This is a genomic window from Pseudoalteromonas sp. TAE56, from assembly GCF_000497955.1.
Classification (GTDB): Bacteria; Pseudomonadota; Gammaproteobacteria; order Enterobacterales; family Alteromonadaceae; genus Pseudoalteromonas.
In genome coordinates this window covers 25,052-39,568 of record NZ_AUTN01000078.1, presented here as the reverse complement: position 1 = coordinate 39,568, position 14,517 = coordinate 25,052, and the positions used below count along the sequence as shown (strand labels likewise).

Sequence of the window (14,517 nt, the reverse complement as noted above, 5' to 3'; positions counted from 1 at the left end):
CCTAATGGCGCAAATTTTTAAAGCGAAAAAAAAACCGCTTAAGCAACAAACATTAGAATTAAATATAACGGGAATGGATCATCAAGGGCGTGGTATTGCGAAGCATAATAATAAAGTATGTTTTGTAAGCGGTGCATTACCAAATGAAACAGTTAAAGCGACGCTCGTTGAAGATAAAGCTAAATACAGCAGTGCAAAAGTAATTAAAGTTATTAAAGCGAGTGAATCAAGAGTAGACGCTTTTTGTGAGCACTATAATCAGTGTGGTGGTTGCCAATTACAGCATTTAGAAATAAGCCAACAAGTTGTAGAAAAACAAACTGCAGTTACTCAGTTATTTAGTAAGTTTGCTAAATTAAACAGCTTAAACTGGCAAGCTCCATTATTAAGTAAGTCTGTGCATTACAGGCGCAGCGCCCGCATAGCCGTTATGTTTGATAAAGCAGCTAAAAAAATGCGTGTGGGTTATAGAGCCAGTGGTTCAAAAAATATTGTGAGTATTAATAAATGTGCAGTACTTGATGAAGTATTTGCGGATGTTTTTACACTTTTTGACGGTTTAATTAATCAACACAAAGCGCTACACAGTATAAGCCATTTACAGTTATGCCAAAGCGATGATAAAAACTTTGTTGTTATTCGTCACACTAAAGCAATTAACGATGATACAAAGGCTTTGGTTGAGCACATAACAAAAAGCCAACAGTTTGAAGTTGTATGGCAAAGCGAGAGCGATGTAATTGAGCATTCACACTTAGCCATGCCGTTTTATTATCTTAAAGAGTTTGATCTAAAATTTGAATTTGGTTTAGGTAATTTTATTCAGGTAAATGCGCAAGTTAACGAAGCTATGTTAAAGCAAGCCGCAAATTGGCTTGATTTAAAAGGTGATGAAAATTTATTGGATTTATTTTGTGGCATTGGTAATTTCTCATTAGTGTTGGCAAAACAAGCAAAATCTGTAATTGGCGTAGAAGGTGTAACTTCAGCGGTTGCAATGGCTGCTCAAAATGCGCAAACTAACTCTATTACCAATGCGCAGTTTCATTGCTTTGATTTAACGCAAAGCATACAGAGCGCCCCATGGTTTAGTAAAAACTTAGATGTGCTTGTACTCGATCCTTCTAGGACTGGTGCAATGGCTGTATTAGAGCAATTACCTTTAAAGCAGTTTAAAACTATTTTATATGTCTCTTGTGACCCTGTTACTTTAGCCCGTGACAGCGCAATTATTTCACAAGCTGGCTTTGATCTTAATAAAATTGGGCTAATGAATATGTTTCCTCATACAGGGCATATTGAAACTATGGCGTTATTTCAACGGAGGTAGAACGCATTATGGTAGCTACACGGCAATCACATCAACAAGATGAGACAACAGATTTTAGCACTCGGCTTTCATTTCTTGCCTTGTCTGAAGAAAAAACAGAGCTACTTACTAAAGCGCAAGCGCTCTGCGTAAAATGTGATAATGAAAGCAGGCAAACTACTGCAATCGAAATGGTTGAAATTTTAGCTGAGCTAAATCTCGATCCCGAATCGTTAGCTACTGCGTATTTAACCCCGTATTTTTTAAACGATTTAATATCACTTGAAACCATAGAAGAGCAGCTTGGTAGTAATATAGCCATGCTGTTAACTGGGGTTGCACAAATGGCCACTATTAGTACTTTATCGCATCAAGGTAAAGGAACTATGCAAGTTGATAATATTCGAAAAATGTTATTAACCATGGTTGAAGATGTGCGCGCCGTGGTCATTAAGCTTGCCGAGCAGGTATGTCATTTACGTAATGTAAAAAATGCGGATGAAGAAGACCGCGTCATTGCCGCTAAAGAAACAGCTGATATTTTTGCACCATTGGCAAACAGATTAGGAATAGGGCAATTAAAATGGGAACTGGAAGATTTATCGTTTAGATATTTGCACCCAGGCACCTATAAAAGCATAGCCAAACAACTTGACGATAAACGCCTTACGCGCGAAGCCTATATGGAAGATATGGTTGAGCAAGTAAAAAGCCGTTTAAGTGAAGCGGGCATAGAGGCCCAAGTTTATGGCCGCCCCAAGCACATTTACAGCATTTATAAAAAAATGCAGCAAAAAAACTACGAGTTTGATCAGCTTTTTGATATTCGTGCAATGCGTATTGTTGTTGAACGCCTACAAGATTGTTATGGAGCGCTGGGTATTGTGCACACCAATTGGCGTCATCTAAATAAAGAGTTTGACGACTATGTAGCAACTCCAAAGCAAAACGGCTATCAGTCAATTCATACCGTGGTATTTGGGCCTGAAGGTAAAACAGTAGAAATACAAATTCGTACTAGCGATATGCATCAAGATGCTGAGTTGGGTGTGGCTGCACACTGGATGTACAAAGAAGGTGCATTACCGGGGCGCGGCTCGGGTTATGAGCAAAAAATTAGCTGGCTACGTAAGTTACTCCAATGGCAAGAAGAAGTAGTTGATGGTGGCGATTTAGCAGAAGAGCTTAAAAACCAAGTAGTAGAAGACCGCGTATACATATTTACCCCAAGCGGCGATATTATCGATTTACCACTTGGCGCTACACCGCTCGATTTTGCTTACTACATTCACTCAAATGTAGGGCATCGTTGTATTGGCGCAAAAATATTCGGCAAAATAGTGCCGTTTACGCATCAACTTACAACTGGGGATCAGGTAGAAATACTGACCCAAAAACAACCAAATCCAAGTCGTGATTGGTTAAATCCGTCATTAGGGTACATTAAGTCATCGCGCGCTAGAGCCAAGATTCATCACTGGTTTAAACAGCTCGACCGCGACAAAAACTTAAGTGCGGGTAAAGAAATTCTCGACAGTGAACTACAAAAGCTTAATTTAACATACAAAGATTTAGAGCCAGCCATCAAGCGTTTTAACTTTAAAGAACTTGATGACTTAATGGTTGCGATTGGTGCGGGCGATGTACGCCTCAATCAAATGCTTAACTTTGTAAGTGATCGGACAGAAGATGAGCCGGTTATTCGTATTAAAGCACCTAGCAAAGTAACTGGTGACAAAAACGGCATAGTGGTTGATGGCGTTGGTAGCTTAATGAGCCATGTAGCCAAATGCTGTCGTCCTGTACCTGGCGATGAAATAATAGGTTATATAACGCAAGGTCGAGGAATAGGTGTTCATAAGGAAGACTGTGATTCGTTTAATAACTTAAAAAATCAGCATCCAGAACGTGTTATTTCAGTAAGTTGGTCTGATGATATCAACGGCTCGTACGCACTAAGTATTAAAATAGAAGCCACCGATCGTTCAGGGCTAATACGCGACATAAGCTCAGTACTTGCTAATGAAAAAGTAAATGTTTTAAACATGAACGTAAATACGGTTGAGGATAATCAGTTAGCTATATTTACGATGCAAATAGAAGTACATGACTTATCGGGTACTAACCGTGTTCTTTCTAAGTTACACCAAATTGAAGGTGTACACGATGCCAAGCGTGGTCATTAATCATGAATGATAATACAGCGCTTACACAACTTCTTAGCATAATGAAAACACTGCGAGATCCCAAGGACGGTTGCCCGTGGGATCTCAAACAAAATTTTAAATCTATTGTGCCGCATACACTAGAAGAAGCGTACGAAGTTGCTGACTGTATTGAATCAGGCAACTTAGGTGAGCTTAAAGGTGAATTGGGTGATTTGTTATTTCAAATTATTTTTTATGCGCAGCTTGCACAAGAGCAAAATCTATTTGATTTTAATGATCTAGTAGAGCAATTAAACGATAAGCTTACACGTCGTCACCCGCATGTATTTGGTGACAAAAAAGAGCTAACAGACGAGCAGCTATCGCAGCAGTGGCAAACAATCAAAGCACAAGAACGCAGTGCTAGAGCGCAAACAGAATCACCTTCTTTTTGGCAAGATATTCCTGCCAATATGCCAAGTTTAAGTAAAGCCAAAAAAATTCAACAACGCGTTGCCGCTCTTGGTTTTGACTGGCCTACGTATCATGGTGCACTTGATAAAGTGAGCGAAGAAGTGCTTGAAGTAAAAGAAGCGATTGAGCAAAACCCGTTATCTGATCATACAGCGGAAGAACTCGGCGACTTACTTTTTGCCACTGTTAATGTTGTACGCCATGTTAAAAGGGATCCCGAACAACTGCTTCGTAGCGCAAATGATAAGTTTTCAGCGCGTTTTGAAAAGGTACACGCTTATCTGCACGCGCAAGGCAAAAGCTTAGATACAGCCACCTTTGAAGAAATGGACAGCGCATGGGATGCGATTAAAAAAGTAAAATAGGCTTAATGTTAAATAGTGCACATTTTTTGTGCGCGCATAAGCTAATTTTAGCTGGATTGATAAGCAGTGTTTTGGTACAATTTCGCCCCGTCTTGATGATATACCCTTAGGCTCTTCTTTGGGTGTTATATTCCTTTTAATTCCTGATATTCTAGGGTTCGCATGAGTACAAAATTTATCTTCGTTACTGGCGGNTGGCCGCTATTTTAGAAGCCCGTGGTTTAAATGTTACCATTTTAAAGCTGGATCCTTACATCAACGTTGACCCAGGCACAATGAGCCCAATTCAACACGGTGAAGTTTACGTTACAGAAGACGGCGCAGAAACTGACCTTGATTTAGGTCACTACGAGCGTTTTATTCGTACCAAAATGACTAGTCGTAATAACTTCACACAAGGCCGTGTATATGAAGACGTATTACGTCGTGAGCGCCGTGGTGAATACCTAGGTGCTACTATTCAGGTTATTCCACATATCACTAACGATATTAAGCAACGTGTATACGACGGTGCTGAAGGTTATGATATTGCTATTGTAGAAATTGGCGGCACTGTAGGTGATATAGAATCACAACCGTTTATTGAAGCAATTCGTCAGATGGGAACTGAAATTGGCCGCGAACGCGCGCTATTTATTCACTTAACGCTGGTGCCATTTTTAGGCCCTGCCGGTGAAGTTAAAACGAAACCAACACAGCACTCTGTTAAAGAGTTACGCTCAGTAGGTATTCAACCAGATATTCTTATTTGTCGTTCAGACCGTAAACTACCTAATAATGAGCGTGCAAAAATCTCATTATTCACAAACGTAGAAGAAAAAGCGGTTATTTCACTACCTGACGTAGACAGCATTTATAAAATTCCTGCGTTATTAAAAACACAAGAATTAGATAACTTCGTATGTCGTCGTTTTCACTTAGATCCACCAGAAGCTGATTTAGCTGAGTGGGAACAAGTACTTTATCAAGAGTCTAACCCAACGGGTGAAGTGACCATTGGTATGGTTGGTAAATATATTGAATTACCAGATGCGTACAAATCGGTTAACGAAGCATTAAAGCATGCGGGCCTTAAAAACCGTTTAACAATTAATATTGAATATGTAGATTCACAAGACTTAGAAAGCAAAGGTGTTGAATTACTTTCACACTTAGATGCTATTTTAGTACCAGGTGGATTTGGCGGACGTGGTGTTGAGGGTAAAATCTTAGCGGCTAAATACGCACGCGAAAATAAAGTACCATATCTAGGTATTTGTTTAGGCATGCAAGTAGCATTAATTGAATACGCACGTAATGTTGCAGGTTTAACGGATGCAAACTCTACAGAGTTTAATGCAAAATCAGAAGCGCCAGTAGTTGGTTTAATTACTGAATGGCTAGATGCTGAAGGTAATGTTGAAACACGTAGCGAAAAATCTGATTTAGGTGGCACTATGCGTTTAGGCGCACAAAAATGTCATTTAACGCCAGGCTCTAAAGTTCATGAAGTATATGGCAGCGACGAAATTGTTGAACGTCATCGTCATCGCTACGAAGTAAATAATAACTTTGTAGAAATACTTGAAAAAGCAGGCTTAAGCTTTACTGGTTTATCAGAAGATAAAAAACTGGTAGAAATTATCGAAAATAAAGATCACCCATGGTTTATTGCCGCGCAATTCCACCCGGAATTCACGTCAACTCCACGTGATGGTCATCCGTTATTTGAAGGGTTTGTAGCAGCCGCGCATATCCACCAAAAAGCGAATTCGTAATTTTAAAAGCCGTGCATATTGCACGGCTTTTTTGTTTTAAGGGCTGACTGATACCAATTTTATTAAAAACATGAGCATTGTATCGCATTAAATAACTCACTCACTGCGTTAAAAATTACTCATATAGAACAACTATATGTCATAATTTCAGCCTTGTTATTGAGCTATTTTCTTAGCGCTATAATAGCTCACTAATTAAATGCAATTGGTATAAACTATATAAAACGTAGTAAAGTTAGCTGAACTCACCATTTTGGGAATATAGAGGAATCAAGATGTCAGAAATCGTAAAAGTAATCGGTCGCGAAATTATGGACTCGCGTGGTAACCCAACTGTTGAAGCAGACGTACATTTAGCAGATGGTTCTTGGGGTCGTGCAGCAGCACCTTCAGGCGCATCTACTGGTACTCGTGAAGCATTAGAGTTACGCGACGGTGATAAATCACGTTACTTAGGTAAAGGTGTATTAAAAGCAGTTGGTTATATCAATAACGAAATTGCTGATGCTTTAAAAGGCCAAAGTGCATTAGATCAAAGCGCTGTAGATAAAGTGATGCTAGATTTAGACGGTACCGAAAATAAAGAAAAATTAGGTGCAAACGCAATCTTAGCTGTATCACTAGCAACCGCGAAAGCAGCTGCACAGTCTAAAAAAGTTGAGCTTTATGAACATATCGCTGACTTAAACGGCACGCCAGGTGTTTACTCTATGCCACTTCCAATGATGAACATCATCAATGGTGGTGAACATGCAGATAACTCTGTAGATATTCAAGAATTCATGATCCAACCTGTTGGCGCTAAAAACTTCCGCGAAGGCCTACGTATGGGCGCTGAAGTATTCCATAGCCTTGCTAAAGTACTTAAAGCTGATGGTCATTCAACAGCGGTTGGCGATGAAGGTGGTTTTGCACCTAACCTTGCATCTAACGAAGCGGCTCTTGCTGCAATTAAAGTAGCTGTTGCAAACGCAGGTTACGAGCTAGGTAAAGATATTACTTTAGCGATGGATTGTGCTGCATCTGAGTTCTACGACAAAGAAGCAAACATCTACGACCTTAAGGGTGAAGGCAAAAAGTTCACTTCTGAAGAATTTAACTTCTTCTTACAAGATCTTACTAATCAGTACCCAATCGTTTCTATTGAAGATGGTCTTGATGAGTCTGATTGGGATGGCTTTGCACATCAAACTAAACTAATGGGTGATAAAATCCAATTAGTAGGTGATGATTTATTTGTAACAAACACTAAGATTTTAAAGCGTGGTATCGACAACGGTATTGCTAACTCAATCTTGATTAAGTTTAACCAAATCGGTTCTTTAACTGAAACTTTAGCTGCAATCAAAATGGCTAAAGATGCTGGTTTTACTGTTGTTATTTCTCACCGCTCTGGTGAAACTGAAGATTCAACAATTGCTGATTTAGCTGTTGGTACTGCTGCAGGTCAAATTAAAACAGGTTCATTGAGCCGTTCTGACCGTGTTGCAAAGTACAACCAATTGCTTCGTATTGAAGAGCAATTAGGTGATAAAGCACCGTACAACGGTCTTAAAGAAGTTAAAGGTCAGTAATTACTGCTCTTTAATTTACAATTATAAAATCCTCGCTCAGGCGGGGATTTTTTATGCCAAATATTTCTACTCAAAGAGATGAAAATTTATTGTAGGCGTTTAGCTTGCTGACGCGCGCACGCAGTGCGAAAAGGGTGAACAACAAAAACGAAAACTCTTTATTTAAACCTCAAACTATTTTATTAAAAAGGTGAAATACCTTGTAGGCGTTAAGAACGCTGACGCGCACGAAGTGCGAAAAAGGATTTGCTTAACTCATAATATTTTCTGCACAGCTCAAAGCTGAAACTGCTGCTTTAAAATATCACCTGTAAAACTGGTTTTTAAGTAAAAGCCACGGGGTAGGGTTTTAATTATTTGCCCATTTGGACCAATAGCATCAGTCACTATTTTACTATGAGCAGCTTTAGGGCGTATTTGCATCGCATCGCCTAAATGGCCTGATATTTCGTCGACTCTACCTAGCGCAATTAGCTCCATTTGCTCTTCCCAGTCGCGCTGTAATAAAGCGTCTTGTTCAGGCATGGGTTGCCACAAAAAGCCGCTGCCGATGGTTCTATCAAACGGGGCAATATCACGTTCGCTTAAAATTGGCAGCCATAAAACATGATTTAGTTTTTTACGCACAGAGCTGGTATGCCAAGTCATTCCTGTAACGTTCATTAAAGGTGTAACCGATACAAACGTAGTTTCCAGTGGCCTACCTTTATAGGAAATAGGGAGTGTTTTTAGCTCAATTCCTAAATCTTCAAAATCCGGAAGTGGTTTTGAGCCCGCAGTAGCACCTAGTACGTATTCAATTAACTGGCCAGTCCAACCTTTTTCGCGCAGTAAATCATCTGGCGTTTTAAAATTATACTTGTTAGCAAGCTGCCCTAGCGTTAATCCGGCAATATTATTAACGCGTTGCATTAAATCGTTTATTGAGTGTGGTTTTGTAGGTCGCATATTCTTAATTTCGGTTGTATAAATACCATAGCCATGATAGCAAATAGGCTAAGCCGTGGATATCTTTAGGGTTGTACGTTTTTTACCCTCCCTCTGTTTGTGTTAATTTTGCACATATTGAAATTAAGCTACTTTACTTTAAGTTACTGACGCTGCAGGTTTTTTTAAATTTTCACGTTCAGTTTTGATTAAGCCATTTAAAAGTTGTAAGGATAAATACAACTATATAAACATGTTTATCCACAGAATCTGTGGAGAAGCCAAGTTTTAAGATCTAATATTGTGGATTTGTTTGCAAAATGAGCGTGTTTTACAAAAGTTATGCACAAACTGTGAGTAACTAGAGGAATACAAGAACCGCAATAGCCTTGTTAAGTTATTTTCTAAATATTTACCTATTCTCCATTAATTTATCAATGTACTAAAAGCTCAAACTTAGCTTACTAATCGGGTTGGGTATAATAGTATTTGCCGTATTGCGGCTAATGTGGAACAATCATTAAAAATCGACTTACAAATGAGGCACTAAGGTGATTGATGCCGAAGGTTTTCGTGCCAATGTCGGAATTGTGATTTGCAATAATCAGGGACAGGTTTTTTGGGCCAGACGTTATGGTCAACACTCTTGGCAATTTCCCCAAGGTGGTGTTGATGATGGTGAAACTGCAGAACAAACTATGTACCGTGAATTACACGAAGAAGTAGGGTTGCGACCAGAAGATGTAGAAATAGTCGCAAGCTCAAAACATTGGTTACGCTATAAATTACCCAAACGATTAATCCGCCGAGACTCTAGTCCGGTGTGTATTGGGCAAAAACAAAAATGGTTTTTACTAAAATTGCGCTGTAAAGACGAAGATGTAAATTTACTTAAAACCCATCATCCTGAATTTGATGATTGGCGCTGGGTAAGTTATTGGTATCCTGTAAGACAGGTTGTATCGTTTAAACGGGATGTTTATCGACGTGTAATGAAAGAGTTTGCTCCTTTCGCCATGCCTTTTAATAAGAGAGAACAACATAAAGATCATTGGCGAAGTAAAAGGTAGTAATTTCTCTATAGAATAAAGGAGCAGGACATGCTGGCTACACTGAGATCTATTGCGGAGTCTGTATCGCGACAAGCGAATTTAGACAGTGCATTAGTGTGCTTTGTGCAAATGGTTAAAGATGCCATGAAAACCCAGTGCTGCTCCATTTATTTTGCAGATTACAGCCAAGACAATTTTGTACTTATGGCAACCGAAGGGCTAAACCCCGATGCGGTAGGTAAGTTTAGAATTGGTTTTACCGAAGGTTTAGTTGGTCTAGTAGCGCAACGCGAAGAACCCATTAATATTGCATTTGCTAAATCGCATCCTCGTTTTAAGCTCTCCCCCGAAGTAAATGAAGAAGGCTACAACGCTTTTTTATCAGTGCCCGTTGTTCATCAAAAAAAAGTACTGGGCGTTATTGTTGTCCAACAAAAAATGGCACGTGTATTTAGCCAAGACGAAGAGTCGTTTTTAATAACGCTTTCTGCTCAACTTGCGTCACAGTTAGCGCATGCTGAAATTAAAGAAATATTACGCCAAGATGAGTCATCTCATCAAACGTCTGTTTTAAAAGGTGTATCGAGCGCGCCGGGAATAGGTATAGGACAAGCATTTGTTGTATTACCAAAACTTGATTTTAAATCTATTGAGCTTTTAAAAGACAGTGACGTCACTGAGCAGCGCCGTTTATTTACTCAAGCTGTAGCTGCAACGCGCAAAGAATTTAATACCCTATCGATGACGCTGAGCGATTCTATTCCGCACGAAGCTCTTGCGGTATTTGATGTGTATCAACAACTGCTTGATGCTAAAAGTTTAGGGCATAATGTTGAAATGCAATTACAAGAAGGCTGGTGTGCTAAAAGCGCCCTAAAAATTGTAATAGAGCGTTTAATATCTCAATTTAATGCCATGCAAGACCCTTATATAAAAGAGCGTGCTGTTGACGTTAAAGACATTGGTCTTCGCGTATTACACCATCTTGTAAATACCGAGCACGCTGTTAAAAATTATCCGCCCAACACTATTTTAATTGCTAATACTTTAACACCCGCCATGCTTGCTGAAGTGCCAAAAGGTCACTTAACAGGCGTTGTAAGCGTAAATGGCTCTGCAAATAGCCATGCTTCTATATTAACGCGTGCGATGGGGCTCCCTGCCATTTGGGGTATAGAAGATTTACCTCTACTACAGTTTAATGGCAAACCGATGATTTTAGATGCATTTGCTGGGCGTTTATATATATCGCCTTCACAAATGCTGATGGATGAATACACAGAGTTACAGCATCAAGATAACCTACTTAATAACCGCTTTTTAGCAGAGCAAGACTCAGAATCAATTACGCTTGACGGTGAACACGTTAGCTTATTATTAAACGCAGGCCTTGAGCTTAATACCGAGCAAAGTAGCGCACATATTTGTGACGGTGTGGGGCTTTATCGGACCGAAGCGTGGTTTATGCAAAAGGGTCAGTTTCCTTCGCAATCAGAGCAAGAAAACTGGTACCGAGAAGTACTAACTAGCTATCATCCTAACCCTGTGGTTATGCGTACATTGGATATTGGGGGCGATAAGGTACTTGATTACTTTAATATTACCGAAGAGAATCCATTTTTAGGTTGGCGTGGTATTCGTATTAGCCTTGATCATCCCGAGTTATTTTTAGATCAACTAAAAGCGATGCTTAAAGCAAATATTGGTTTAGGTAATTTAAAAATAATGCTCCCTATGATCAGTGGCACTGAAGAAGTTGATGAGTCACTTGCGTTATTTGAACAGGCTTATTTTGAATTAAGTGAAAAATACCCAGAGCAAACCATAGAAAGACCCGACATAGGTATAATGCTGGAAGTACCTTCAAGTGTATTTATGCTTCCTGAGTGGTCAAAAAAAGTCGATTTTTGCTCAGTCGGCAGTAACGATTTAACACAGTATTTATTAGCAGTAGACAGAGCTAACGCACGTGTAGCCGAACTTTTTAACCCTTATCACCCAGGTGTACTAAGAGTACTAAATAAAGTGGCGCACGAATGTGAGCAATATGAACTGCCATTTAGTTTGTGTGGTGAACTAGGCGGCGATCCTGAAGGTGCTATTTTGCTTATTGCCATGGGTTACAGGCGCCTTAGTATGAACTTATCATCGCTTAATAAAGTGAAGTGGGTACTTAGGCGTTTAAATGTCAGTGATATGGAACAACTACTAAGTGAATGTTTAGCGCAATCCACAGCCAAACAAGTACTACGTTTAACGCGAAGCTTTATGCTAGAGCATAAATTAGGTGATTTGTTTTACACCCCAAAATAAGCTCGTACGCCTAATTAATTGCAATACACAGATGCTATTAGTTTTATAATCCTTTAATATATAAACCTTAAAAAGGTATTTGAGATTACTATGTATGACTTAGGTTTGTTAGTCGCAAGCTGCGCACTACTAGGCTGTATTGTTGGGTTTTTAGCTGGATTACTAGGCATTGGCGGCGGTTTAATTATCGTTCCAGTACTAAGCACTCTGCTACTCTCATTTAATGTAACGTCGGCTGATCATGTATTAGTAATTGCTATTGCAACCTCACTCGCTTCTATTTTATTTACTTCAACGTCTTCAGCGCTGGCTCATCATAAAAATGATAACGTGCCTTGGGCAATCGCCCCGTGGGTTATGTCGGGTGTGGCTTTAGGCGCACTTGTTAGTGGCTTTGCAGCAAGTTTAATCCCTGAACAAATATTACGTACAGTGTTTGCTATAAGCGTTGTATTTATTGCAGCCAGAATGGTGCTCTCCGCGCGTAATAAACAGATGTCAGAAAAACCGTTGCCGGCAGGTCCTATTTTAGGGGGCGTTTCTGCAATAATGGGCGGATTATCAGGTTTAATAGGGATTGGCGGCGGAGCTTTAATAGTACCTATGCTTAATTATTTTTCGGTTGATATAAAAAAAGCAATTGGCTGTGCGGCAGCGTGCGGAATTGTTATTGCATTATTTGGCTCTATTGGTTACATCAGCGCAGGCTGGCATGTTACCGATTTAGAGCATGGTTTTGCCGGGTTTGTTTACTTACCTGCATTATTTGGGATTGTTATTACCTCGTGGTTTGTTGCGCCTATTGGCGCCAAAGCAACTCACTATTTACCTGTTAATACAATTAAGAAAGTTTTCGCGGTGCTGCTTGTAGTTATCGCAATTAAAATGGTTTTTAGCTAAAGGTTTATTTTTTATGGCACTTGAGTTTCCTCAAATTGATCCAATTATTTTTTCTGTTGGACCGCTAAGCGTACGTTGGTATGGCTTAATGTACTTAATAGGTTTTGCATTTGCGATGTGGTTTGCTAATCGTCAAGCGTCAAAGCCAAATTCGGGTTGGACTAAAGACCAAGTAAGCGATTTACTGTTTTACGGCATGTTAGGGGTAATACTAGGCGGGCGTATTGGCTACGTATTGTTTTACCAGTTTAGTTATTTTATAGAAAACCCACTGTATTTATTTAGAATAGATCAGGGCGGTATGTCGTTCCATGGTGGCACACTTGGCGTTATAACCGCCGTCGCAATTTTTTCGTGGACGCGTAAAAAGTCACTGCTTCAAGTGGGCGACTTTGTTGCACCACTCGTTCCTGTAGGACTTTTAGCAGGGCGTATTGGTAACTTTATAAACGGTGAGTTATGGGGCCGAGTTACCGATGTGCCATGGGCAATGGTATTTCCAACGGGCGGTCCGCTTGCGCGTCACCCATCGCAATTATACGAAGCATTTTTTGAAGGCTTAGTGCTGTTTTTAATCCTGCAATGGTTTATTAAAAAACCACGTCCAGCAGGGAGTGTAGCCGGTGTATTTTTATTAGGTTACGGCGTGTTTAGATTCTGTATTGAATATTTCCGCCAACCCGATGCACAACTCGGTTTATTTGCCGACTTTATTTCAATGGGACAAATACTTTCACTTCCAATGATAGTGGGTGGTTTAGGCTTATTAATTTGGGCATATAAGCAACCACAACACGTTACACCAGCTAAGGCATAATAAGAAAAGCATGAAACAATATTTAAAATTATGTCAGCGTATTGTTGACGAAGGTCAGTGGGTCGAAAACAAACGTACAGGTACGCGTTGTTTAACCGTTATTAATGCCGATTTAGAATACGATGTGGCTAATAATAAGTTTCCAATGATCACGACGCGAAAAAGTTACTACAAAGCAGCGATTGCTGAGTTACTAGGATATTTACGTGGTTACGACAGCGCTGAGCAGTTTCGTGAAATTGGCTGTAAAACATGGGATGCCAACGCGAACGATAACAACGCATGGCTCAATAACCCTAACCGTAAAGGTGAGGATGACATGGGGCGTGTTTATGGCGTACAAGGCCGTGGTTGGCAACGTCCAGATGGCTCAACGCTTGATCAGCTTTCCAAAGTTATTAATAACTTAAAAAATGGCATTGATGACCGTGGTGAAATAATCACGTTTTATAATCCAGGTGAGTTTGAGCTTGGTTGTTTGCGCCCGTGTATGCATACGCACACTTTCTCCTTACTTGGCGATACGCTATACTTAACGTCATACCAGCGAAGCTGTGATGTACCGCTTGGCCTTAATTTCAATCAAATTCAGTGTTTTGTGTTGCTTGCGTTAGTGGCTCAAATTACCGGCCACAAAGCGGGTAAGGCGTATCATAAAATTGCTAATGCACATATTTACGAAAACCAACTTGAACTGATGCGAGACGTGCAGTTAACGCGTGAGCCATTTGCGTCACCTCAGTTAAAAATTAATCCAGAAATTAAATCATTAGAAGACATAGAAACGTGGGTAACACGAGACGACTTTGAAGTAACAGGCTATCAATGCCACGAAGCGATTCAATATCCATTTTCAGTATAATAAAAGATTAAGGAAAACAT

Annotated in this window: 10 protein-coding genes and 1 pseudogene; 10 read left to right on the top strand and 1 reads right to left on the bottom strand. The window is 39.8% G+C overall.

Annotated elements, in window-relative coordinates; all coding sequences use genetic code 11:
• Nucleotides 1-4 precede the first annotated feature (4 nt).
• The 5 genes and pseudogenes from rlmD to eno all read left to right on the top strand — a co-directional run bounded on the left by rlmD (nt 5) and on the right by eno (nt 7,626).
• On the top strand, nt 5-1,330 hold the full coding sequence (rlmD, locus tag L656_RS0107660; protein WP_024598749.1) for a 23S rRNA (uracil(1939)-C(5))-methyltransferase RlmD: 1,326 nt from the start codon (nt 5-7) through the stop codon (nt 1,328-1,330).
• Nucleotides 1,331-1,338: 8 nt separating this feature from the next.
• Nucleotides 1,339-3,495 carry a GTP diphosphokinase gene (relA, locus tag L656_RS0107655; protein WP_024598748.1) on the top strand — a complete coding sequence of 719 codons (2,157 nt, stop codon included), beginning with the start codon at nt 1,339-1,341 and terminating at the stop codon, nt 3,493-3,495.
• A gap of 2 nt (nt 3,496-3,497) precedes the next feature.
• The gene (gene mazG / locus L656_RS0107650; RefSeq protein WP_024598747.1) at nt 3,498-4,295 is read left to right on the top strand and encodes a nucleoside triphosphate pyrophosphohydrolase; all 798 of its coding nucleotides are present in this window, start codon (nt 3,498-3,500) and stop codon (nt 4,293-4,295) included.
• Nucleotides 4,296-4,457: 162 nt separating this feature from the next.
• Nucleotides 4,458-6,052, top strand: a pseudogene (locus L656_RS0107645) (CTP synthase).
• 275 nt (nt 6,053-6,327) lie between these two features.
• Entirely contained in the window at nt 6,328-7,626 is a 1,299-nt protein-coding gene (gene eno / locus L656_RS0107640; RefSeq protein ID WP_024589994.1) for a phosphopyruvate hydratase, read from the top strand.
• Nucleotides 7,627-7,902: 276 nt separating this feature from the next.
• Here eno and mutH read toward each other — a convergent pair whose 3' ends face one another.
• Nucleotides 7,903-8,574: a DNA mismatch repair endonuclease MutH gene (gene mutH / locus L656_RS0107635; RefSeq protein ID WP_024598746.1), complete on the bottom strand. Its 672-nt coding sequence runs from the start codon at nt 8,572-8,574 to the stop codon at nt 7,903-7,905.
• A gap of 530 nt (nt 8,575-9,104) precedes the next feature.
• Here mutH and rppH point away from each other — a divergent pair.
• The 5 genes from rppH to L656_RS0107610 all read left to right on the top strand — a co-directional run bounded on the left by rppH (nt 9,105) and on the right by L656_RS0107610 (nt 14,497).
• Nucleotides 9,105-9,623 (top strand): RNA pyrophosphohydrolase, encoded by a 519-nt coding sequence (gene rppH, locus L656_RS0107630; RefSeq protein ID WP_002958704.1) that lies wholly within the window; start codon nt 9,105-9,107, stop codon nt 9,621-9,623.
• Nucleotides 9,624-9,653: 30 nt separating this feature from the next.
• Nucleotides 9,654-11,918: a phosphoenolpyruvate--protein phosphotransferase gene (ptsP, locus tag L656_RS0107625; RefSeq protein ID WP_024598745.1), complete on the top strand. Its 2,265-nt coding sequence runs from the start codon at nt 9,654-9,656 to the stop codon at nt 11,916-11,918.
• A 90-nt stretch (nt 11,919-12,008) separates the two neighbouring features.
• The gene (locus L656_RS0107620; protein WP_024598744.1) at nt 12,009-12,818 is read left to right on the top strand and encodes a sulfite exporter TauE/SafE family protein; all 810 of its coding nucleotides are present in this window, start codon (nt 12,009-12,011) and stop codon (nt 12,816-12,818) included.
• A gap of 13 nt (nt 12,819-12,831) precedes the next feature.
• Nucleotides 12,832-13,635: a prolipoprotein diacylglyceryl transferase gene (lgt, locus tag L656_RS0107615; protein ID WP_024598743.1), complete on the top strand. Its 804-nt coding sequence runs from the start codon at nt 12,832-12,834 to the stop codon at nt 13,633-13,635.
• A 10-nt stretch (nt 13,636-13,645) separates the two neighbouring features.
• Nucleotides 13,646-14,497, top strand: a complete 852-nt coding sequence (locus tag L656_RS0107610; protein ID WP_024598742.1) for a thymidylate synthase — start codon at nt 13,646-13,648, stop codon at nt 14,495-14,497.
• Nucleotides 14,498-14,517: the final 20 nt, after the last annotated feature.